14 protein-coding genes and 1 pseudogene are annotated in these 22,429 nt (G+C 73.1%); 8 read left to right on the top strand and 7 right to left on the bottom strand.

Going from position 1 to position 22,429, the window contains the following annotated elements:
* Positions 1–127 precede the first annotated feature (127 nt).
* The 5 genes from ACFV20_RS20660 to rpsO all read right to left on the bottom strand — a co-directional run bounded on the left by ACFV20_RS20660 (position 128) and on the right by rpsO (position 5,547).
* A complete protein-coding gene (locus ACFV20_RS20660; RefSeq protein WP_385658496.1) occupies positions 128–583 on the bottom strand; it encodes a hypothetical protein in 456 nt (151 codons plus the stop codon).
* Positions 584–596: 13 nt separating this feature from the next.
* On the bottom strand, positions 597–1,349 hold the full coding sequence (gene dapB, locus ACFV20_RS20655; protein ID WP_385658494.1) for a 4-hydroxy-tetrahydrodipicolinate reductase: 753 nt from the start codon (positions 1,347–1,349) through the stop codon (positions 597–599).
* A gap of 29 nt (positions 1,350–1,378) precedes the next feature.
* The gene (locus ACFV20_RS20650; protein WP_385658493.1) at positions 1,379–2,758 is read right to left on the bottom strand and encodes a M16 family metallopeptidase; all 1,380 of its coding nucleotides are present in this window, start codon (positions 2,756–2,758) and stop codon (positions 1,379–1,381) included.
* Positions 2,755–4,971 (bottom strand): polyribonucleotide nucleotidyltransferase, encoded by a 2,217-nt coding sequence (locus tag ACFV20_RS20645; RefSeq protein ID WP_385658491.1) that lies wholly within the window; start codon positions 4,969–4,971, stop codon positions 2,755–2,757. The genes ACFV20_RS20650 and ACFV20_RS20645 overlap by 4 nt, the downstream gene beginning before the upstream one ends.
* 288 nt (positions 4,972–5,259) lie before the next feature.
* Positions 5,260–5,547, bottom strand: coding sequence for a 30S ribosomal protein S15 (gene rpsO, locus ACFV20_RS20640; RefSeq protein ID WP_003993372.1), 288 nt, complete (start codon positions 5,545–5,547; stop codon positions 5,260–5,262).
* Positions 5,548–5,816: 269 nt separating this feature from the next.
* On the opposite strand from rpsO, the gene ACFV20_RS20635 reads away from it, so the two are divergent.
* The 8 genes and pseudogenes from ACFV20_RS20635 (at position 5,817) to ACFV20_RS20600 (ending at position 17,244) form a co-directional block, all read left to right on the top strand.
* The gene (locus ACFV20_RS20635) at positions 5,817–6,113 is read left to right on the top strand and encodes a DUF397 domain-containing protein (protein ID WP_385658490.1); all 297 of its coding nucleotides are present in this window, start codon (positions 5,817–5,819) and stop codon (positions 6,111–6,113) included.
* A gap of 423 nt (positions 6,114–6,536) precedes the next feature.
* A pseudogene (locus tag ACFV20_RS20630) lies at positions 6,537–6,650 on the top strand (hypothetical protein); the annotation flags it as partial.
* An 867-nt stretch (positions 6,651–7,517) separates the two neighbouring features.
* Positions 7,518–10,991, top strand: coding sequence for an AAA family ATPase (locus ACFV20_RS20625; protein WP_385658509.1), 3,474 nt, complete (start codon positions 7,518–7,520; stop codon positions 10,989–10,991).
* 296 nt (positions 10,992–11,287) lie between these two features.
* A complete protein-coding gene (locus tag ACFV20_RS20620; protein WP_385658488.1) occupies positions 11,288–13,141 on the top strand; it encodes an ABC transporter substrate-binding protein in 1,854 nt (617 codons plus the stop codon).
* Positions 13,142–13,158: 17 nt separating this feature from the next.
* Complete coding sequence (locus tag ACFV20_RS20615; protein WP_385658486.1) at positions 13,159–14,208, top strand: ABC transporter permease; 1,050 nt, start codon at positions 13,159–13,161, stop codon at positions 14,206–14,208.
* Positions 14,205–15,119 carry an ABC transporter permease gene (locus tag ACFV20_RS20610; RefSeq protein WP_385658484.1) on the top strand — a complete coding sequence of 305 codons (915 nt, stop codon included), beginning with the start codon at positions 14,205–14,207 and terminating at the stop codon, positions 15,117–15,119. Before ACFV20_RS20615 ends, ACFV20_RS20610 begins: the two co-directional genes overlap by 4 nt.
* A complete protein-coding gene (locus ACFV20_RS20605; protein WP_385658483.1) occupies positions 15,116–16,228 on the top strand; it encodes an ABC transporter ATP-binding protein in 1,113 nt (370 codons plus the stop codon). Before ACFV20_RS20610 ends, ACFV20_RS20605 begins: the two co-directional genes overlap by 4 nt.
* Positions 16,225–17,244: an oligopeptide/dipeptide ABC transporter ATP-binding protein gene (locus ACFV20_RS20600; RefSeq protein WP_385658481.1), complete on the top strand. Its 1,020-nt coding sequence runs from the start codon at positions 16,225–16,227 to the stop codon at positions 17,242–17,244. The genes ACFV20_RS20605 and ACFV20_RS20600 overlap by 4 nt, the downstream gene beginning before the upstream one ends.
* 56 nt (positions 17,245–17,300) lie before the next feature.
* Here the strand turns inward: ACFV20_RS20600 and ACFV20_RS20595 are convergent, their stop codons facing one another.
* Both ACFV20_RS20595 and ACFV20_RS20590 read right to left on the bottom strand, forming a co-directional pair.
* Positions 17,301–18,254 (bottom strand): bifunctional riboflavin kinase/FAD synthetase, encoded by a 954-nt coding sequence (locus ACFV20_RS20595; protein WP_385658480.1) that lies wholly within the window; start codon positions 18,252–18,254, stop codon positions 17,301–17,303.
* A gap of 229 nt (positions 18,255–18,483) precedes the next feature.
* The gene (locus tag ACFV20_RS20590) at positions 18,484–21,855 is read right to left on the bottom strand and encodes a trypsin-like peptidase domain-containing protein (protein ID WP_385658508.1); all 3,372 of its coding nucleotides are present in this window, start codon (positions 21,853–21,855) and stop codon (positions 18,484–18,486) included.
* Positions 21,856–22,429: the final 574 nt, after the last annotated feature.

The following is a 22,429-nucleotide window of genomic DNA, read 5'->3' as shown; positions in this document are numbered from 1 at the left end:
CCGGGCGCCCGAAGCGGTGGAGCCCTGGGCCGCGGATCACGCCCGGCGCTGACCCCCTCGTCGTACTACATGCCGGGGGGGCGGGACCGTTCACCACGGTCCGGCCCCACCGGCATGAAGGGTGCGGTCAGGCCGCTTCGGGCTGCTTCCCGTCGTGCAGGGCGATCGCGCGCTGCATCGCCTTGCGGGCCCGGGGGGTGTCCCGGGCGTCGTGGTAGGCGACGGCGAGACGGAACCAGGCGCGCCAGTCGTCGGGGGCGTCCTCCGTCTCGGCCTTGCGCCGGGCGAAGACCTCGTCGGCCGAGTCGCGGTCGATGCGCCCGCTGGGGGTGCGCCGCAGTTCGTCGACGGGCAGACCGCCCTCGGCGTCGAGTTCGGCGGCCAGTTGACCGGCCTTGCGGGCGAACTGCGTGTTCTTCCACAGGAACCACAGGCCGATGACCGGCAGGATCAGCACGGCGGCACCGAAAGTGACGGTGAGGGGCGTGCCGATCTCGATGAGCAGGACGCCGCGGCTGCCGACCAGGACGAAGTAGACGACCAGGACGGCGGCGGTGAGGGCGTAGGTGAGCTTCGCGCGCATGACGGTCAGGGGCTCAGTTCAGATCCAGGAAGTGTTCGAGGCCGAACGTCAGGCCCGGGGTGCTCACCACGCGGCGGGCGCCGAGCAGGATGCCCGGCATGAAGCTGCTGTGGTGGAGCGAGTCGTGGCGGATGGTCAGCGTCTCGCCCTCGCCGCCCAGCAGGACCTCCTGGTGGGCCAGCAGGCCGCGCAGGCGGACCGAGTGCACGGGGATGCCGTCGACGTCCGCGCCACGTGCGCCGTCCAGGGCCGTCTGTGTGGCGTCCGGTGCCGGGGCGGTGCCCGCCTCGGCACGGGCCGACGCGATGAGCTGGGCGGTGCGCGTGGCGGTGCCCGACGGGGCGTCGACCTTCTTCGGGTGGTGGAGCTCGATGACCTCCACCGACTCGAAGTACGGTGCCGCGATCTGCGCGAACTTCATGTTCAGTACGGCTCCGATGGAGAAGTTCGGCGCGATGAGCACGCCCGTCTCCGGGGAGGCGGACAGCCAGCCGTTCAGCCGCGCGAGGCGCTCGTCGGTCCAGCCGGTGGTGCCGACGACCGCGTGGATGCCGTGGCCGAGGCAGAACTCGAGGTTGGCCATGACCGAGTCGGGCGTGGTCAGTTCGACGGCGACCTGGGCGCCGGCTTCCGTCAGCGTCTCCAGCTTGTCGCCACGGCCGAGGGCGGCGACGAGTTCCATGTCCTCGGCGGCTTCGACGGCTCGTACGGCTTCCGAGCCGATCCGGCCCTTGGCGCCGAGGACCGCCACGCGCAGCTTGCTCATCTCTTGTGCTTCCTTCAACCAGGGGATCGTCAGGCGACGGCGTCGTTGAGGCGGGCCGCCTGTTTGTCCTTCAGCGGGCCGATGACCGACAGGGAGGGCCGCCGTCCCAGGATCTCGCGGGCGACCTCGCGGACGTCGTCCGGGGTGACCGACGCGATCCGCGACAGCATGTCGTCGACGGACATCTGCTCGCCCCAGCACAGCTCGCTCTTGCCGATGCGGTTCATCAGCGCGCCGGTGTCCTCAAGGCCGAGCACCGTGGAGCCTTGGAGCTGGCCGATCGCGCGCCCTATCTCGTCGTCCGAGAGGCCGTGCTGCGCGACCTGGTCGAGCTCGTCGCGGCAGATCTTCAGCACGTCGTGCACCTGCGAGGGCCGGCAGCCGGCGTAGACGCCGAACAGACCGCAGTCGGCGAAGCCCGAGGTGTACGAGTACACGCTGTAGGCCAGGCCGCGCTTCTCGCGGACCTCCTGGAAGAGGCGGGAGGACATGCCTCCGCCGAGGGCCGTGTTCAGCACGCCGAGGGCCCAGCGGCGCTCGTCGGTGCGGGACAGGCCGGGCATGCCGAGCACGACGTGCGCCTGCTCGGTCTTGCGGTCGATCAGCTCGACACGGCCCGCGGTGCGCAGGGCCCGCGTGCCGCTGCGCGGGGCGACCGGTTCCGCGGTCTGGTCCTTGAAGGCGCCGGCCTTCTCGAAGGCGGCGCGGACCTGCCGTACGACCTTGGCGTGGTCGATGTTGCCGGCGCAGGCGACGACCAGGTGGGTCGGGTCGTAGTGCTTCTTGTAGAAGCGGCGGATGCGGTCGGCGGTGAGGGCGTTGACCGTGTCGACGGTGCCGAGGACCGGGCGGCCGAGGGGGTTGTCGCCGAACATCGTGTGCGCGAACAGGTCGTGCACACAGTCGCCCGGGTCGTCCTCGGTCATGGCGATCTCTTCGAGGATGGCGCCCCGCTCGACGTCGACGTCGTCCTCGCGGATGAGCGAGCCGGTCAGCATGTCGCAGACGACGTCGATGGCCAGCGGCAGGTCGTTGTCGAGCACGCGTGCGTAGTAGCACGTGTACTCCTTCGCCGTGAACGCGTTCATCTCGCCGCCGACCGCGTCGAGCGCGGCGGAGATGTCCAGGGCGGACCTGCGGCTGGTGCCCTTGAAGAGCAGGTGCTCCAGGTAGTGGGTGGCGCCGTTCAGAGCGGGGGTCTCGTCGCGGGAGCCGACGTGCGCCCAGATGCCGAAGGTCGCGGAGCGGACCGAGGGCTGGGTCTCGGTGACGATGCGCAGGCCGCCGGGGAGGGTGGTCTTGCGGACCGTGCCGATGCCGTTCTCGCCCCGGATGAGGGTTTGGGTACGGGCGACGGCCCGCGCCTCCAAGGAGGTGCGGGCCGTCGCCTGGAAGCCACGGGACGTCACTTGTCGCCGTCGTCCTTCGTCTCGTCGCCGTCTTCGCCCTCGATGACCGGGATCAGGGAGAGCTTGCCGCGGGAGTCGATCTCGGCGATCTCGACCTGGACCTTCTGGCCCACACCGAGGACGTCCTCGACGTTCTCCACGCGCTTGCCGCCGGCGAGCTTGCGGATCTGCGAGATGTGCAGCAGACCGTCCTTGCCGGGGAGCAGGGAGACGAACGCGCCGAAGGTGGTCGTCTTCACGACCGTGCCCAGGTAGCGCTCGCCGACCTCGGGCATCGTCGGGTTGGCGATGCCGTTGATCGTGGCGCGGGCGGCCTCGGCGGCCGGACCGTCGGCGGCACCGATGTAGATGGTGCCGTCGTCCTCGATCGTGATCTCGGCGCCGGTGTCCTCCTGGATCTGGTTGATCATCTTGCCCTTGGGGCCGATGACCTCGCCGATCTTGTCCACGGGGATCTTGACGGTGATGATCCGCGGGGCGTTCGGGGACATCTCGTCCGGCGTGTCGATCGCTTCCATCATCACGTCGAGGATGTGGAGGCGGGCGTCACGGGCCTGCTTCAGGGCGGCGGCCAGGACGGAGGCCGGGATGCCGTCCAGCTTGGTGTCGAGCTGGAGGGCGGTCACGAACTCCTTGGTGCCGGCGACCTTGAAGTCCATGTCGCCGAAGGCGTCCTCCGCACCGAGGATGTCGGTGAGGGTGACGTAGTGCGTCTCGCCCTCGATCTCCTGGGAGATCAGGCCCATGGCGATACCGGCGACGGGGGCCTTGAGCGGCACACCGGCGTTCAGCAGCGACATGGTGGAGGCGCACACCGAGCCCATGGACGTCGAGCCGTTGGAGCTCAGCGCCTCGGAGACCTGGCGGATCGCGTAGGGGAACTCCTCGCGGCTCGGCAGGACCGGGACCAGGGCGCGCTCGGCGAGGGCGCCGTGGCCGATCTCGCGGCGCTTCGGGGAGCCGACGCGGCCGGTCTCGCCGGTGGAGTACGGCGGGAAGTTGTAGTTGTGCATGTAGCGCTTGCGGGTCACCGGGGAGAGGGTGTCCAGCTGCTGCTCCATGCGGAGCATGTTCAGGGTGGTGACGCCCAGGATCTGGGTCTCGCCACGCTCGAACACGGCGGAGCCGTGGACCCGCGGGATGGCCTCGACCTCGGCGGCCAGGGTGCGGATGTCGGTGACACCGCGGCCGTCGATGCGCTTCTTCTCCTTGATGACGCGCTCGCGGACCAGGGTCTTGGTCAGCGCGCGGTACGCGGCGGAGATCTCCTTCTCGCGGCCCTCGAACTCCGGCAGGAGCTTCTCGGCGGCGAGCTGCTTGACGCGGTCCAGCTCGGCCTCGCGCTCCTGCTTGCCGGCGATGGTCAGCGCGGAGGCGAGCTCCGGCTTGACGGCGGCGGTGAGCGCCTCCAGGACGTCGTCCTGGTAGTCGAGGAAGATCGGGAACTCGCCGGTGGGCTTGGCGGCCTTGGCGGCGAGGTCCGACTGGGCCTTGCAGAGCACCTTGATGAAGGGCTTCGCGGCGTCCAGACCGGCGGCGACGACCTCCTCGGTCGGCGCCTCGGCGCCGCCCTCGACCAGCTTGATGGTCTTCTCGGTGGCCTCGGCCTCGACCATCATGATCGCGACGTCGCCGTCCTCCAGGACGCGGCCCGCGACGACCATGTCGAAGACGGCGTCCTCGAGCTCGGAGTGCGTCGGGAAGGCCACCCACTGGCCGTTGATCAGCGCGACGCGGACGCCGCCGATCGGGCCGGAGAAGGGCAGGCCGGCCAGCTGCGTGGACGCGGACGCGGCGTTGATCGCGACGACGTCGTACAGGTGGTCGGGGTTGAGCGCCATGATCGTGGCGACGACCTGGATCTCGTTGCGCAGGCCCTTCTTGAAGGAGGGGCGCAGCGGGCGGTCGATCAGGCGGCAGGTGAGGATCGCGTCCTCGGAGGGACGGCCCTCACGGCGGAAGAAGCTGCCGGGGATCTTGCCGGCGGCGTACATCCGCTCCTCGACGTCCACCGTCAGGGGGAAGAAGTCGAGCTGGTCCTTGGGGTTCTTGGAGGCGGTGGTGGCCGACAGCACCATGGTGTCGTCGTCCAGGTACGCCACGGCGGAGCCGGCGGCCTGCTTGGCCAGGCGGCCCGTCTCGAAGCGGATGGTGCGGGTACCGAAGGCGCCGTTGTCGATGACGGCCTCGGCGTAGTGGGTCTCGTTCTCCACTAGCGTTTTCTCCTCGTCCTCGTCTCCGCTGCCCGTGTGGCAGGGGGACGGTTGCGGAGAAGCGCGCCGTGCTGTGCGGGCCGGTCTTCGATCGAAGCTCCCGGGGGCTCGTTCTCCCGGGGGCCACTACCGAGGACCGGCGGCGGCCAGGTGCGCCTCTCCTCTTCTTGTCGTGCTGTGTCGTCCGTATTGCGTTGTGCTACCACACTACAAAGTCGTGGTGACACTCCGCACGTACAGCAAAGGGAGCGGCCCCGATTCTCCGGGAACCGCTCCCCTCACGGCGTCTTACTTGGCGCCCGCCGCACCGCGGCGGATGCCGAGGCGGTCGACCAGCGCGCGGAAGCGCTGGATGTCCTTCTTCGCCAGGTACTGAAGAAGGCGGCGACGCTGACCCACCAGGATCAGCAGACCACGGCGGGAGTGGTGGTCGTGCTTGTGGGTCTTGAGGTGCTCGGTCAGGTCCGAGATGCGGCGCGAGAGCATGGCGACCTGGACCTCGGGGGAGCCGGTGTCGCCCTCCTTCTGGCCGAACTCGGTGATGATCTGCTTCTTCGTAGCGGCGTCGAGCGGCACGCGTACTCCTCGTAGTCTGTGATGGGCCACCGAGTGCCCCCGGTCTGTGTCTCGGGGGAGCTTCCGTTACTCGGGAGGCGGGGATCCGCTGGGCGCGGCCTCCAGAGCGCTGGGCTCCGGGGGTGCGTACACAAACGGCCGTCGACCAGGGTACCAGGCCACGGGGACCCCCTTTGCCCTGGTCCGCCGAACCTCCCGGCGGGGGCGTGCAGGGCCACTAGGGTGAGCGGACTCGGATCGTTCGTACGTCGGGAAGGGGTCGCTGCGGCATGGCGGAGACGGCTGAGGAGATCAAAGCACGCAAGGAACGGGAGCGGGACGAGCTCTACGCCCTCGACATCTCCGGGGTCGAGTGGCACGGCGCACCGGGCACCGAGGCGCACGAGGAGCGGGTCGAGATCGCCTACCTGCCCGAGGGGGCCGTGGCGATGCGGTCGTCGCTCGACCCGGACACGGTGCTGCGCTACACGGAGGCGGAGTGGCGTGCGTTCGTGCTGGGGGCGCGCGACGGGGAGTTCGATCTTGAGCAGGGGGCGCGCGGCGGGGGGCCCGAAGCCGGGCAGTAGACAACGCGTGCACCAAGAGGGGTGAGCCGGTGAACGGCCGCCCCTCTTCGCATGTCGCCCCGGTCTCAGGGCGACTGCGTTCTGATGACCCCAATACGGCCTGACTGCACGGTGGTTCACGACCCTTCACACTTATCGCCCTTTTTCTTCACCAAAGTGCGTGCCGTATACGTCACTTCAGGGCACCTTCTGGGCAGGTTGTGACGCGGCGGACAGCCGATCGGGGACGGACGGGCCTGCCGGGGCGGGGCTTGTGGTGATTAGGCTGGGACGGGGCGCGCCGTCAGAACCCGTGGTAGGCGGCGGCGTCCCAGGGGGGAAGGCGGGGGAGCCTGTGGAGCGGACGACCTCGGACGACCTTCGATACGCCTCAAACGACTTCGCACGACGTCGGACGACAAGCAAGGGTCGCCCCAGCACGGCATGAGGGTGCTCGACCACACCAGGAGGAACACTGTGAGCAGCGATCGGGACGGGATCCGCGGGGGCTGGGCGACACCCGGCGATGACCAGCCCGACGCGGAGTCCGCAGCGGAGATGACCGGCGAGTTCACCATCGATTACGCGCCGCCCGCCTGGTACACGCAGAACGCCTCGGGGAGTTCGGGCACGAACTCGGGGGGTTCGGGGGCCGGGGCGGCGTCCGGGGAGTCGGGGGGTTCGGGGGGCTCTGGCGTCTCCGGGGGTGCCTCTGGGGGTGCCTCTGGGGGTGCCTCTGGGGGTGCCTCTGGGGGTGCCTCTGGGGGTGCCTCTGGGGGTGCTGCCGCCGGTGGGGCTGCAGGTACGGGGTCCGGTTCGGCTGCGGGTTCGGGTTCGGGTTCCGGTACTGGCTCGGGTGCGGGTTCCGCCGGTGCGCCGAGTGGGCCGGTTCCGCCGCTGCCCGGTCTGACTCCGCCGCCGCACGCGAATCCCTCCGGGGGCGGCTACGCGTATCCGCCTGTTCCTTCCAGCAGTCCGTCCTCTCCGTACGTTCCGGGGCGGGCTCCGGCGCCCGGGGCGCCGTTCACGCCTCCCGCGCCGGCTCCGGCTCCGGCTCCGGCTCCGGCTCCGGGCGCCCCGTACACACCTCCGGCTCCCGCGCCGGGTGCGCCCTTCACGCCCCCCGTACCGCCCGCGCCCGCTTCGGGAGGTCCTTCGGCCGTCCCCAAGCTGCCGATGGGCAGCGGGTTCGAGCCCCAGGGGTCGCCGCACGGGGACCGGCCTTCGGGATCGTCCGAGACAACCGCGGGTGATGCGGCCTCGCCCACGGCTGTGCCGAACATCCCCGTCGGCGGGTACCCGTCGCCGTGGACGCCGCCCGCCCCGCCGCAGGCCCCGGCCGTGCCCGAGACTCCGGCGACTCCGCCCTCCGCTGCGCAGTCTCCGGCCGCCCCTGAGCCTTCAGCGGCCCCGGCGATTCCTGCGGTGGCCGACACTCCGGCGGTCCCCCCGGCGTCGGCCCCGGGGGCCTCCGGCGATGCCGCCGAGCCGGAGAACGGCGATCTGGAGAGCGGTGCCACGATGCGCTTCTCCGCCGTCGCCCTGAAGCGGGAGATCGAGGAGCGGGCCGCCGCGGAGGCGGTTGCCGGCCCTGAGTCCCCGGAAGCTCCCGACACCGTCGAGGCTCCTGAGGCTCCCGAGGCGGCTGACCTCGACAGCAGCGCCCGTGCGGATGAGACCGAGGACGACGGCGCCGGTGCGGAGGCCGACGACTCCGGCGCGGCTTCGGAGTACGCGCTGGACGCGGACGCCTTCACCGACGTGCCGCCCGCCGAGGAGACCGAGCCGGAGGACACCAGGCCGGAGCCGCAGGGTACCCAGCCGGAGCCGACGGTCACCGTGCCCGAGGCCACCGAGGCCGACGACACCGGTCTGGAAGACGTCGAGTCTGAGGGCATCGAGCCTGGAGACGTCGAGCCGGAAGCCGCCGAGTCCAAGGATGCCGAGGCTGACGACACCGAGGCCGACGACACCGAGCCTGGGCAGGCCGGCCCCCAGGACGCCCGGCCCGAGGAAACGCAGCTCGAAGAGGCTCAGCTCGAAGAGGCTCAGCTCGACGACGCGCAGCCCGAGGCCGCGCAGCTCAAGGACGCCCAGCCCGGGGACGCCCAGCCCGACGACGCGCAGCCCGAGGCCGCGCAGCTCGAGGAAGCCCAGCCCGAGGACGCCCAGCCCGGGGACGCGCAGCCCCAAGCAACGCTGCCCGACTCCGACGAGCCCGTGGACGCGGTGCCGGCCGGTGCCGGGCACGAGGGCGAGGAATCGGTGGCCTCCGCTGCCGAGCCGGCTGACGCGCCTCCCGCCGACGCGCCCCCTGCCGACAGCGTGCCCGCGCGGAGCGAGCCGGAGGACGCGCTGCCGGTCTCCCCCGAGGCCCCGCAGAGCACGCCCGCCGACTCCACTCCCCCGCAGGGCGTACCGCCGCTGCCGCCCTCGTACCAGCCGGCCGCTCCCGCACCGGCGAGCGAGTGGCCCGCCCAGCCGCAGCACCAGCCTCAGCCCCCGGCGCAGCCCTCGGACCCGAAGGCCGCACCCGGTGGTCAGCCGCAGCCGCAGCCGACGGCCGCACAGGGACAGCCCCCGGTGCCGCCGCAGCCCCAGATGCCGGTGCAGCAGCCGCCGTTCCAGCCGCAGGCGCCGCAGCCCGCGCCCGCCGCGTGGCACCAGCCCGCCGCGCCGACGCCACCCCACCAGCCGCCCGCCCAGCCCGCACCACAGCCCGGCGGCTACGGCTTCCCGCAGCCGGGCCACGCGCCCGCCGCACCGCAGGCGGCACCGCAGTCCGCACCGCAGCCCGGTGGCTACGGCTTCCCGCAGCCGGGCCACGCGCCCGCCGCACCGCAGGCGGCACCGCCGGCCCCCCAGGGCGGCTACGCGTACCCGCACCCCGGAACCCCCGGCCCGAACGCCCAGCAGCCGCAGAGCCCGCAGGCTCCCGCGCCGGACGCGCAGGGCGGCTACGGCTTCCCTCAGCAAGGCAACGCGCCTGCCCCGCAGGCCGGTTACGGCTTCCCCCAGCCGGGTGCTCCGGCCCCGGCCGCCCAGCAGCCGCCCGTCCAGCAGCCCCAGAACGCCCCGGCCCCCGCGCCCGACGGGCAGGACGGCTACGGCTTCCCGCACCCCGGCGCACCGACCTCGGCCGCTCCCGACCCCGAGGGCGGCTACGGCTTCCCGCAGCCGGGCGCCCAGCCGCCGCACGCGCAGGCTCAGCCGCAGCCCCCGGTCCCTCCGCAGAGCCGGCCCCATCCCGAAGGCCCGTCCCCGCAGGCCGGGCAGCCGCAGGCCGGGCCGTCCACCTCGGTGGGGCAGCCGCAGCCGGGGCAACTGCCGCCGCAGCAGCAGCCCGTCGACCCCCGTACCGGTGCCGTCTGGCCGCAGCCCATCCAGCACGACCAGCGGCAGCCGACCAACCCCGGTGCCGCGCCGCTCGGTTACACCGCCGCGGTGGAGCTGTCGTCGGACCGGCTGCTCAACAGCAAGAGGCAGAAGGCGAAGAGCAGCCGTCCGGCGGCCGGGGGCGGGCGTTTCAAGCTCGGCGGGAAGAAGGAGGAGGCCGAGCGGCAGCGCAAGCTCGACCTGATCCGCACGCCCGTGCTCTCCTGCTACCGGATCGCGGTGATCAGCCTCAAGGGCGGTGTCGGCAAGACGACCACGACCACCGCGCTGGGCTCCACGCTCGCCACCGAACGGCAGGACAAGATCCTCGCGATCGACGCCAACCCGGACGCGGGCACCCTCGGGCGCCGCGTGCGGCGCGAGACCGGGGCCACCATCCGCGACCTCGTACAGGCGATCCCGTACCTCAACTCGTACATGGACATCAGGCGGTTCACGTCCCAGGCGCCCTCCGGTCTGGAGATCATCGCGAACGACGTCGACCCGGCCGTGTCCACGACGTTCAACGACGAGGACTACCGGCGCGCGATCGACGTGCTGGGCAAGCAGTACCCGGTGATCCTCACCGACTCCGGTACCGGTCTGCTCTACAGCGCCATGCGCGGTGTGCTGGACCTCGCCGACCAGCTCATCATCATCTCGACGCCGTCCGTGGACGGGGCGAGCAGTGCGAGCACGACCCTCGACTGGCTGTCGGCGCACGGGTACGCCGACCTCGTCTCGCGGTCGATCACCGTCATCTCCGGTGTGCGCGAGACCGGCAAGATGATCAAGGTCGACGACATCGTGTCGCACTTCGAGACGCGCTGCCGTGGGGTCGTCGTCGTGCCGTTCGACGAGCACCTCGCCGCCGGCGCCGAGGTCGACCTCGACATGATGCGGCCCAAGGTGCGGGAGGCGTACTTCAACCTCGCCGCGATGGTCGCCGAGGACTTCGTCCGGCACCAGCAGTCGCACGGGCTGTGGACCTCCGACGGCAACCCGCCGCCGGTCGCCGCCCCGCCGATGCCGGGCCAGGCCATGCCGGGCCAGGCCATGCCGGGGCAGGCCGTGCCGGGCCAGCCGTACGCCCACCCGGGGCAGCCCCCGGCCCAGCCCGGGCAGCCGTACGCCCAGCCCGGTCAGCCCGTCCCGGGCCAGCCGTACGCCCAGCCCGGTCAGCCCCCGCACCCCGCCCAGCAGCAGCCGGTTCCGGGCCAGCCGGGCGCATACCCGCACCAGCCCCAGCAGCCGCAGCCGCAGCCGCAGCCCGGGCAGCCGTACGCCCAGCCGGGCCAGCCCCCGGCCCAGCCCGGGCAGCCGTACCCGCAGGCGGCGGGCCGGCCGTACCCGCAGCCGGGTCAGCCGGTCGCCCACCCCGGCCAGCCGTATCCCCAGCCCGGCCAGCCCGGCCAGCCCCCGGCCGCTCCCCCGCAGCCCGGCTACGGCTACCCGCAGCCGGGTCAGCCGGACGGGGCCCAGCCGGACGGCCAGACCCCGCCGCCCGTGCCTCCGACGCAGTAATCGACTCACCCGATCGGCCTCTTCTCAGGGGCCGATCCCCCGCCCGGCCCGCGCCGTTCGACTCGGCGCGGGCCGCGGTGCGTTCAGAGGCGAATTCCGTTGCCAGGCCCTGGCCAGGAGCGCGTCAGTGGTCTCGACCAATGGGTGCGAAAAGCTCGCCAATTCGTTATTTCCGCAGGCCACAAGGGGTGAACGTGCCGTTGACGGGTGGAGACGGCCGCTGGTACACACACATCACGCATCTGACAGCTGATCAACCCGTCCTTCCCGTCCGAGCGATGACGCGAGGTCCGACCATGGGCACGAACGATCAGAAACGCAGCCTCCCGCACGGCCTCCGGCTCGTCGCCCTGGCCGGGGCCGCCGCGCTCACCCTCACCGCCGGTCTCGCGACCCCGCTCGACCCGGCGCCCCGGCAGGCCCGGGCGGCCGACGACGGCAAGAAGGTGCTGACCGTCGCCGTGGCGCAGAGCGTGGACTCGCTCAGCCCGTTCCTGGCGGTCCGGCTGCTCAGCACGAGCATCCACCGCCTCATGTACGAGTACCTGACCAACTACGACCCCAAGGACAACCACGCCATCCCGGGCCTGGCGACCAAGTGGGAGCCGTCGGCGGACAAGCTGACGTGGACGTACACGATCCGCGACAACTCCACGTGGTCGGACGGCGAGCAGGCCACCGCCGAGGACGCGGCGTGGACCTTCAACAAGATGATGACCGACACCGGCGCGGCCACCGCGAACGGCAGCTACGTCGGGAACTTCCGGAAGGTGACCGCCCCCAGCCCCACCAAGCTGGTCATCGAGCTGAAGAAGCCGCAGGCCACGATGGCCGCGCTGGACGTGCCGATCGTGCCGAAGCACGTGTGGGAGAAGGTCTCGGACTTCTCCGAGTTCAACAACGACAAGAGCTTCCCCGTGGTGGGGAACGGACCGTTCGTGCTGAGCGGCTACAAGGCCGACAGCTACGTCCGGCTCAAGGCCAACAAGGACTTCTGGCGCGGGTCGCCGAAGTTCGACGAGCTGGTCTTCCGCTACTACAAGGACCAGGACGCGGCCGTGTCGGCGCTGCGCAAGGGCGAGGTGTCCTTCGTCGCCGGATCCCCGTCCCTGACGCCCGCCCAGGCGGAGTCGCTGAAGGGCGCGGACGACATCCAGGTCAACGACGCCCCCGGCCGCCGCTTCTACGCCCTGGCCACCAACCCGGGCGCCAAGGCGAAGAACGGCGAGAAGTTCGGCGACGGTCACCCCTCCCTGCTGGACCAGCGGGTGCGCAACGCGCTGTTCCGGGCCGTCGACCGCGAGGCCATCATCGACAAGGTGTTCCGGGGCCACGCCGTCGAGGGCGAGGGCTACATCCCGCCCCGCTTCCAGGACTACTTCTGGGAGCCGTCCGCGGACCGGAAGCTGGCGTACGACCCGGCCGAGGCGGCCCGGCTGCTCGACCAGGCCGGGTACAAGAAGAACGGCGACGGCAAACGCGTCGGCAAGGACGGCAAGCCGATCACCTACCGCGTGCTGTGCCACGCCACCGACCCCAACGACAAGGCGGTCGGCAAGTACCTCCAGGAGTGGTGGGGCGAGCTCGGCATCGGCGTCCAGCTCAACTGCCTGGACAACGTGACCGACCCCTGGCTGGCCGGCAGGTACGACCTGGCGTTCGACGGCTGGTCGGTCAACCCCGACCCCGACTTCGTGCTGTCGATCCACACCTGCGGCGCGCTCCCGGCGACCCCGAAGGACACCGGGGCGACGGACAACTTCATCTGCGACAAGAAGTACGACGAGCTCTACGCCCGGCAGCTCACCGAGTACGACCCCGCCAAACGGGCGGACATCGTCAAGCAGATGGAGTCGCGGCTGTACGACCTCGGGTACATGAACGTCATGGCGTATCCGAACGCGGTCGAGGCCTTCCGGACGGACCAGATCAAGTCGATCACGACCATGCCGGCGAAAGCGGGCAACATCTACGGGCAGGACGGCTACTGGAGCTGGTGGTCGGCGGTGCCCGCGGACTCCGGCGGGTCCTCCGACAACGCGTCGTCGACGGGGGTCGTGGTCGGCATCGTCGCGGGTGTCGTGATCCTCGGCGGGCTCGGCGCCTTCGCGGCGATGCGGCGGCGGGCCACCGCCGAGGAACGCGAGTAGGCGGCGAGCGGGCACTCATGACCGCTGACGCGACTCCCGCGCTGGTCGAGGACAAGCAGCGGACGGCGGCCGGGCCGCGGGTACGCAAGGGCTCCGCGTACCCGCGGTACCTGGCGGGCAAGCTGGCCGGTGCCGCCGTCTCGCTGCTGGCCGTGCTCGTGACCAGCTTCTTCCTCTTCCGGCTGATCCCCGGCGACCCGGTGAAGACCATGACGGGCGGCCGTCAGGTGTCGGCGGAGCAACTGGCCGCCTACCGCGAGGAGTTCGGACTCGGCCTGCCGCTGTGGCGGCAGTTCACCGACTACTGCGGCAAGGCGCTCACGGGCGACTTCGGGACGTCGTACCAGTTCCGGACGCCCGTCGTCGACAAGATCACCGAGGCGCTGCCGAACACCCTGCTGCTCACCGGCACGGCGTTCGTCCTCTACACGGCGCTGGGCATCTTCCTCGGCACCCGGTCGGCCTGGCGGCACGGCAGGCTGGGCGACCGTCTCCACACGGGCCTCGCGCTGACGCTGTACTCCATCCCGTCCTTCTGGCTGGGGCTGCTGCTGATCATCGTGCTGTCGGTCGGCATCGGACCGCTGCCCGGCATGTTCCCGACCGGTGGCATGGAGTCGGGCGGCGAGGAGGGCTTCGGTCACGTCCTCGACGTGGCGCACCACCTGGTGCTGCCGGTGGTGACGCTGGTGGCGGTGGAGTACGGGCAGACACTGCTGGTCACACGGTCGGCGCTGCTGGACGAGATGGGCAGCGACTATCTCACCACCGCACGGGCCAAGGGGCTGCGCGACGACCTCGTACGCCGCCGCCACGCCGTGCCCAACGCGCTGCTGCCGACCGTGACGCTGATCTTCATCAACCTCGGCCGGACGGTGGCGGGCGTGATCCTCGTGGAGACGGTGTTCTCCTGGCCCGGTCTCGGCGGACTCTTCTACCAGGCGCTGAGCGTGCCCGACCTGCCGCTCGTGCAGGGGCTGTTCTTCGTGTTCGCCGCCGCGGTGATCCTGATGAACACCCTCGCCGACCTGGTGTATCCGCTGCTGGACCCCCGGGTGGCCCGATGACGACGACGACCGGAACGGCCCCGAGCCCGCGCGCCCTGGCCCGGCAGCGCCGCCGGGCGTCCGTCGCGCGCTTCTGGCGGCAGTACCGCGCCGAACGGGCGGGGCTGTACGGCCTGGCCGTGCTCGCCCTGTGCGCACTGCTGGCGCTGTTCGCACCGCTGTTCGTCGGCTCCGACGTGAGCAGCGTGACCGACGCGCCGGGGCGTCCGATGCAGAGCCCGAGCGCCGAGTTCCCGCTCGGCACCGACCAGTTCGGGCGGGACCTGCTGGGCCTGGTGATCTGGGGTTCACGGGTGTCGCTGCTGGTCGGGCTGCTCGCGGCCGTGCTGTCGGTGGCGATCGGCACCCTGATCGGGGTGGCGGCGGGACACTTCAAGGGCTGGTACGCGACGGTGATGATGCGGGTCACCGACTGGTTCCTGGTGATGCCGACGCTGGTGCTGGCGATCGCGCTGGCGACCGTGATGTCCCGCTCCCTGACCACGACCGTCGTCGCGATCGGCGTGACCACCTGGCCGACCACGGCCCGGCTGGTGCGCGCGCAGACCCTGGCGGTGGAGACGCGGCCGTACATCGAGCGGGCGCGGGCGCTCGGCGGCGGGCACTGGCACGTCATGTCCCGGCACGTCCTGCCGAACGTGATGCCGCTGGTGCTGGCCCAGACGACCCTGATCATCTCCTCGGCCATCCTCGCGGAGGCGACGCTCGCCTTCCTGGGCCTCGGCGACCCCACGGTCGTGTCGTGGGGCGGGCTGCTCCAGGACGCGCGCGAGGCGGGCGCGGTCAGTGCCGGGGACTGGTGGTACCTGGTGCCGCCGGGCATCGCCATCGCCGTGGTGGCGCTGGCGTTCACGCTGTGCGGGCGGGCCGTGGAGTCCGTCCTCAACCCCAGGCTGGGGGTGTCGCGTTGACGCTGCTCGACGTCAGGAACCTGACCGTGACGTACGCGGGCGGGGCGGCCGCCGTGCGCGGGGTGGACCTGCGCCTGGACGCGGGCCACAAGCTCGGTCTCGCCGGGGAGTCCGGCTGCGGCAAGTCCACGCTGGCGCTGGCCCTGCTGCGGCTGCTGCCGGCGGGCACCCGGATCACCGGGGAGGTGCTGCTCGACGGCGAGGACGTGCTGGCCATGAAGTGGGGCCGCGTCCGGGCGGTCCGCTGGGCCGGGGCCTCCATCGTCTTCCAGGGCGCGATGCACTCCCTGAACGCCGTGCACCGCGTCGGCGACCAGATCGCCGAGCCGATCCTGCTGCACCGGAAGGCGACCGCCGCCGGGGCGAAGAAGAAGACCGCGGAGCTGCTGGAGCAGGTCGGCCTGCCGGCCGCGCGCGCGGACGCCTACCCGCACGAGCTGTCGGGCGGCCAGCGCCAGCGCGTCATGATCGCCATGGCCCTGGCCTGCGACCCACGGCTGATCATCGCCGACGAGCCGACCACCGCGCTCGACGTGATGATCCAGGCCCAGATCCTCCGGCTCATCGAGCAGCTGGTCGCGGACCAGGACCTCGGCCTGGTCATGATCAGTCACGACCTGGCGGTCCTCGCCGACACCTGCGACCGGCTGGCGGTGATGTACGCGGGCCGGGTGGTCGAGGAGGGGCCGGCCCGGCAGGTGTACGAGGACGCCCGGCACCCCTACGCCCGGGCCCTGTCGGCGGCCTTCCCGCGCATCGGCGACGCGGCGTCCCGGTTCGCCCCGCGGGGACTGGCGGGCGACCCGCCCGACCCGGCCGCCCTGCCGTCCGGGTGCACGTTCCATCCCCGCTGTCCGGTGGCGCTGGACTCGTGCCCCGAGGAGGACCCGGCACTGCGCACGGCGGGGCCGGAGCGGCGGGCGGCGTGTGTGCTGGTCGGACCGCCGGCCGAGGGGAGACGGGCTGCGGCCCCGGAGCCCCGTGAGAGGGGCTCGGCCGGGGAACCGGAGGCCCGGGAGCGGCGGTCGGCCGAGGAGCCGGAAGCCCGGGAGCAGCGGCCGGCCGGGGAGCCGGAGACGCTGGAGGAAGCGAGGCCGAGTACGCCATGACCACGTCCCCTGTGTCCCCCACGGCCCCCGAGGTCACAACCGCCCCGCTGCTGAGCGCCCAGGGCCTGTACGTCACCTTCCCCGGCCGGCACGGGGGTCCCCGGGCCCGGGCCGTGGACGGGGTCGACCTCGACATCCGCCCCGGTGAGATCGTCGCGCTGGTCGGCGAGTCCGGGTGCGGCAAGACGACCCTGGCCCGCAGTCTGCTCGGCCTGGTCGAACCGACGGCGGGCCGGGTCACCTTCGACGGCCGCCCGCTGGACTACTCCGGCCGGTCCCTCAAGGCCTACCGCAAGCGCGTCCAGTTGGTCCTCCAGGACCCGAGCGGCTCCCTCAACCCCCGGCACACGGTGTACGACGCGGTCGCCGAGGGCCTGCGCATCCACGGCCACGGCGGCGACGAACGCACCGCGGTCGCCGACGCCCTGTCCCGGGCCGGTCTGCGCCCCCCGGAGCGCTTCTTCCTGCGCTACCCGCACGAACTGTCCGGCGGGCAGCGCCAGCGGGTGGTCATCGCGGGCGCTCTGGTCCTCGAACCCGAACTCCTCGTCGCGGACGAGCCGGTGGCGTCCCTGGACGCCTCGGTACGCGGTGAGATCCTCGCCCTGTTGCTCCGGCTGCGCACCGAGCTGGGTCTGTCCGCCCTGGTCGTCACGCACGACCTGGGCCTGGCGTGGAACATCGCCGACCGGGTCGCGGTGATGTACCTGGGCCGGATCGTGGAGACGGGCCCGGTGGAGCAGGTGCTGACCGCGCCCCGGCACCCCTACACCCAGGCGCTGCTGTCCGTACTCCCGGAGGCACCCGGCGCCCCGGTGATCCTCACGGGCGAGCCCCCCGACCCGTCGCGCGTACCGTCCGGCTGCCGCTTCCACGCCCGTTGCCAGATCCTGGCGAGCGGCGAGGCGGAGCGAGCGGGTGTGGCGGACGCGTGCAGGGGCCAGGACTTGCCGGTGCTGAACGGGGGCGGAGCATCACAGGTCGCTTGCCATTGGGCGGTTCTACCGCGCCCCTAGGGGCGCGGGGAACTGCGCGACAACCCCCACACACCCGCAGACGGCCCCCAAGCGGACTAGGCAGCCCCGTCGGCCGCCACCAACTCCCTGCACTTGTCTACGTCCTCGGACATCTGCTCCAGGAGACCCTCGAGCGTGTCGAACGTCGCCTGCCCCCGCACGAACGCCAGGAAGTCGACCGCGACATGCAACCCGTACAGATCGAGCCCGACCCGGTCGATGGCATACGCCTCCACGGTCCGCTCGGTCCCCTCGAACTGCGGGTTCGTGCCGACGGAGATCGCCGCCGGCATCGCCTCGCCCTGGGCGTGCAGCCAGCCGGCGTACACACCGTCGGCCGGGATCGCCGTGTGCGGCAGCGTCTCCACGTTCGCCGTGGGGAAACCGAGTTCACGGCCGCGCTGCGCGCCCCGGACCACGACGCCCTCCACCCGGTGCGGACGCCCCAGGATCTCCGCGGCGCCCCGGACGTCGCCCTCGGCGACCAGCCGTCGCGTCAGCGTGGAGGAGAACGGCTCGCCGCCGCCCGCCTCGCCCGTCACGTACAGGTCGACGACCTCGACCTCGAAGTCGTAGGTCTTGCCCTGCGTGGACAGGAACTCCACGTTGCCGGCGGCCTTGTGGCCGAAGCGGAAGTTGGGGCCCTCGACGACGGCCTTGGCGTGCAGCTTGTCGACCAGGACCTTGACGACGAAATCGGCCGGGGACAGCTTCGAGAACTCGGATGTGAAGGGGAGGATGAGCACGGCGTCCACACCGAGGTCCGCCATGAGTTCGGCACGGCGGTGGTGGGCGGCGAGCAGCGGCGGGTGGCTGCCGGGGCGGACGACCTCGCTGGGGTGCGGGTCGAAGGTGACGACGACGGCGGGCACGCCCAGCTCCCGGGCGCGGTCCACGGCATGCCGGATGATCAGCTGGTGTCCGCGGTGGACTCCGTCGTAGGAGCCGATGGTGACGACGCTGCGCCCCCAGTCCTGGGGGATGTCCTCCAAGCCACGCCAGCGCTGCACTGTGCCTGCTCCTTGTCGAAAGCTCGTCGAACCCGTGTCCGGTCGGTTGTCCGTGGTGCCTCGTACGCAGGTCTAAGGGTGCCATGCCGGGTGCTCCCCGCCCGCATCGGCATGGGGGCTGTGACAGGGCGCACGGCACCGCGGCGGCCCGGGCGCACGGCACCGCGGCGGCCCGGGTGCCCGGGCCGGGGTGGTGCGGGGTCCGGGCACCCCGGTCCCGCACGGCCGGTCACGCCGGGACGCCCGCGCCCGCCAGGTTCTCGATCGTCCGGTGGGAGCTGGGCCCGACCAGTGCCGCCCAGTCCCCCGGCGCGTCGGCCAGCCAGGCGGCGGCGCGGGCGGCGAAGCCGGGCACATGCCGGCCCAGGTCGACCAGGGCGCGGTCGAAGCGGGTGGCGCCCTGAGGGGTGCGCACGAGGAGCAGTCCGATGCGGTGGACGAGGTCGCGCAGGTCGTCGCCGCCGTTGCGGGCAGCGGCGTGCAGCAGCGCGTCCAGGACGTCGGTGTCCTGCTCCCGGGCCAGGAGAGCCTCGCGCAGTTCGCGGCGGAGCGGACGTGACGCCGGGATGCCGGGCGGGGTGAGGACCGCGGCGAGGGCGCAGCGCAGCCGCACGTCACCGTCCTCCAGCAGGCCGGTGACCAGCGGCAGGAGCACCGGCCGGGCGGCGGGGCCCCGGTCGAGCCGCTGGTCCGCGTACGCCGCCACCTGCCCCGCCAGCTCCGGCCGCTCGCCTGCCGCCCGGCACAGCAGCGTGGCGATCCGCCGGGCCAGGCCCGGCGGTGTCGCGTCGGCGAGCGCCCGCAGCGCCTCCTCCGCGTCGGGCCGCTCCAGCCGGGCCGCGAAGGCCCCGAGGACCGGCTCGGGGTCGCTCAGCAGGGCTCCGGCCAGGGCGTCCGGCGAGAACCGGGGGTCGCCCGCCGCGAAGTGCTCCAGGGCCCGCGCGAGATAGCGGGCCCGGGTGTGGGGGTCCTGGACGAGGAGGGCGAGTGCGCCGCCGTGCAGGGCGCGGTCGGCGGGGCGGGCGAGCAGGGTGAGGGCCGTGTAGCGCAGCAGGGCGCGGTCGCCTGCCGTGCCGACGTGCGGTGCGACGCGCAGTGCGTGGTCCACCGCGGCGCTGCGCCGTGCGGGGCGCTCGTCGCGTGCCCACCGGTCGGCGGCTCGGCACAGCGCCGACGGCTCCTCCTCGGCGAGCACCGCGAGCAGTTCGTCGGCCCGGGGATGCGCGCGGTCGACGAGCACGTCCGTCAGGTCGTCCAGGGCGCGATGGCGGTGGGTGTGCAGCAGGACTTGCGCGGCCGTGGCCACGGTCGCGTGCGGGGTGGCGGGCAGCGGCTGCTCGTCGTCGAACCAGCGGGCCAGGTGGGGTTGTACGGCGGTGGGGTCGGCGGCGAGGAGTTCGGCGACGGCGTCCAGGAATCTGGGACCGGCCTCGCACGGTGGTCCGTCGGCGTGGACCAGCCGCCGCAGCAGCGCGCAGCGCGTCTCCAGCGGGAGCCGTACGCCGGTCCAGAAAGGGGGCCCGACCTCCTCCGGGACGGGCCGCTCCTGCCGCCGCCAGGCCACGATCCGGTCGGCGAGCAGCCGCAGCACCTCTGTGCAGGGCGCCGCGTCGGGCAGGGCCGTCAGCGTCCCGGCGAGCAGCCGGGCGGCCCACCAGGACCGTGGGTCGGCGTCCAGGGCGTGCACCAGGTCGGCCAGGCGGGAGGCCAGTGGGCCGGTGCCGTGCCGGCGGCCGAGGTAGAGCAGGGCCTGGACGACCGGCCCGATGCGGTGGTGCGGTACGGGGTCGGCGTGGGGGTCGGTGCCGCGGTGGACGAGGGCCTGCAGGGCTTCGTCGAGGTCGAGGTGCATGCCCTGGAGCCACTCGGCGAGCCCCTCGTGCGCGAAGCGGTAGCCGGTTCCGGCGGGCACGAGGAGGCCCTCGGCGAGCACCGCCGACGCCCAGCCCGAGCAGCCGCCGAGCCGGGCAGGGGCGGTCCCCCAGGGGAACACCGCCGCGAACGCCTCACGGTCCAGGTCTCCGGAGCCCGGGCCGAGACTGCGTCGGGCCGCCTCGTGCACCTGTCTCGCAGCCTTGGCCGCCAGCCGGCGTACGGCCGTGCCGCGCAGGCCGTTGCCGGCGGCCAACCGGGTGGCGATGCGCAGCGCCATCAGGTCCAGGTAGGCGGAGAAGACCTCGTCCCGGTCGACGGGGCCGCTGAGCAGGACCGGCGTTGCGGAGCCGTCCATGAGCTCGTCCCGGATCTCGCCGAGCAGGCGCAGGGTGAGGGGGTGCCGGGCGTCGGCGTCGGCGAGGGCGCCCTCGCCGATGCCGTACCGCGAACCGGCCTCGCGGGCCTCGTCCTCGGCGAGGTCGCCGAGGCGTACGCAGGCGGGGCGGTGCAGCAGGTCCGCCACCTCCTCCCAGTACTCCGGCCGGCAGGCCATCACCATCCGCGTGCCCGTCCCGTCGAGCCACCGCACGGTCGCGTCCGCCCAGTCGGACAGGCGGCGGGCCGCCCCGGGCGGCATCTCCTCGGGGCCGTCCAGCAGGAGCAGCAGGGGCCTGCCGAGGGAACCGGCGAGGCGGGCGAGGCGCTCGGGGGTCGTGTCGCCCAGGTCGGCCGTGGCGGACGGGGAGAGCGGAGCGAGCGGGGACGAGGCCCGCGCGGCGGCCACGACGGGGGCGGCCCGGGTCAGCGCCCTGCGGACCGCGTCCGCCACCGACGTGTCGTCGTCCCGCAGGTCGCAACCGCGCAGCCAGAGGGTGGGGTGCCCGCTGCGGCCACGGCGCTCGGCGAGTGCGGCGAGTTCCGTCGTGCGACCGCTGCCGGGTGCCCCGACCAGACCGAGGACGGCTGCCCCGCCTGCCGCGAAGGCGTCGAACCCGGCGGCCGCACCGGCCCGTTCGACCGGTGCCGGGACGCCGGTCCCGCCGGGCGGGCCGTCCAGGTCCCGCGATGTGCCGGTCAGTTCGAGCACTCCGGCGAGGTTCAGATCGGCCCCGTAGGCGGGGACCGTCGCGGCGTTCTCGGCGAGCAGCCCGGCGAGGGGGCCGGCCGCTCCCGCGATCCGGGCCCGCAGCGGTACGGCGAACCCGACGTCGCGGTGGCCGGAGCTGAGCGCGGTGCCGAGGACTCCGACGACGGCGCCGGTCCCGGCGTCGAGCACGGGGCCGCCGGCCGCTCCCCCGCCCAGCCGCAGCGCGTCCCGCCCCGCCGTGCCGACCGCCAGCTCCAGCGCGTCGTCGAGACGGTGGAAACGTTCCGTGGCCGCGTAGGTCACGGAGGCCGGTCCCAGCACCCGGGCCTCGCGCCAGCCGCCTGCGGCGATCCGCACGTACGTGCCGGGCCCGGCACCGTCCCGCACGGTGACGGGCAGCGGCGGCACACCGAGCCCCTCGGTCCGTACGAGGGCCAGATCCAGCGCGGGCAGCGGGGTGACCGCGTCGGCGGCCACGACCCGGCGACGGTCACCGGCCCCGTGCAGCACGAGCCGGGGCAGACCGTCGACGGCCTCGTGGCTGGTGATGAGGGTGCCGTGGTGGTCGGCCAGGAAGCCGGTGCCGCGGGGGCGCCCGGCCGGATCGTGGATACGGACGAGACAGTCCCCGGGAACCACCCCGGCCTCGCCCCCGGCCGTCCCGGGGCGACAAACCGCCCGGCCCTCCGGCCCGACGGCCCCGATGCCGGCGACCGCCCGGCCCTCCTGCCCGACGGTCCCGATGCCGGCGACCGCCCGGCCCTCCTGCCCGACGGTCCCGATGCCGGCGACCGCCCAGCCCTCCTGCCCGACGGTCCCGGGGCCGGCGACCGCACGGCCCTCCTGCCCGACGGTCCCGGGGCCGGCGACCGCACGGCCCTCCTGCCCGGCCGTACCGAGGCCAGGAAGCCCCCGGCCCTCCTGGCGGCCAGGAACCACCCGGCCTTCCTGCCCTGCCGTCCCCGGGCCAGGGACCGCCGTGCCCTGCTGCCCCGCTCTGCCGGGGCGGCCCGGGGAGTTCTGTGTGCTGCCGTCCGTCTCCCGGGACCGGTTCCGCGACGTCATCGTCGAGCCTCCCCGCCGTACACCCGTGCCCTCGTGTTCGACGGTAGGGGCGAGATGATCAGCGGGACAGATCGCTTCGCGAAAGCGCCCCCTTCCGCTCCCCCGGTTCACTCCGAGCGCCCGCACGGACGGGTGAAGGAACGGGGGC

The sequence above is a fragment of the Streptomyces sp. NPDC059696 genome, assembly GCF_042733745.1.
Taxonomy (GTDB): domain Bacteria; phylum Actinomycetota; class Actinomycetes; order Streptomycetales; family Streptomycetaceae; genus Streptomyces.
This window is presented reverse-complemented; position numbering and strand designations above follow the sequence as displayed.

Bases quoted from the DNA above. Each gene is read 5' to 3' on its own strand.
- dapB (WP_385658494.1), bottom strand. From the start codon at position 1,349: ATGAGCAAGCTGCGCGTGGCGGTCCTCGGCGCCAAGGGCCGGATCGGC.
- ACFV20_RS20600 (WP_385658481.1), top strand. From the start codon at position 16,225: ATGACCACGTCCCCTGTGTCCCCCACGGCCCCCGAGGTCACAACCGCC.
- ACFV20_RS20620 (WP_385658488.1), top strand. From the start codon at position 11,288: ATGGGCACGAACGATCAGAAACGCAGCCTCCCGCACGGCCTCCGGCTC.
- ACFV20_RS20615 (WP_385658486.1), top strand. From the start codon at position 13,159: ATGACCGCTGACGCGACTCCCGCGCTGGTCGAGGACAAGCAGCGGACG.
- ACFV20_RS20610 (WP_385658484.1), top strand. From the start codon at position 14,205: ATGACGACGACGACCGGAACGGCCCCGAGCCCGCGCGCCCTGGCCCGG.
- ACFV20_RS20660 (WP_385658496.1), bottom strand. From the start codon at position 583: ATGCGCGCGAAGCTCACCTACGCCCTCACCGCCGCCGTCCTGGTCGTC.
- ACFV20_RS20635 (WP_385658490.1), top strand. From the start codon at position 5,817: ATGGCGGAGACGGCTGAGGAGATCAAAGCACGCAAGGAACGGGAGCGG.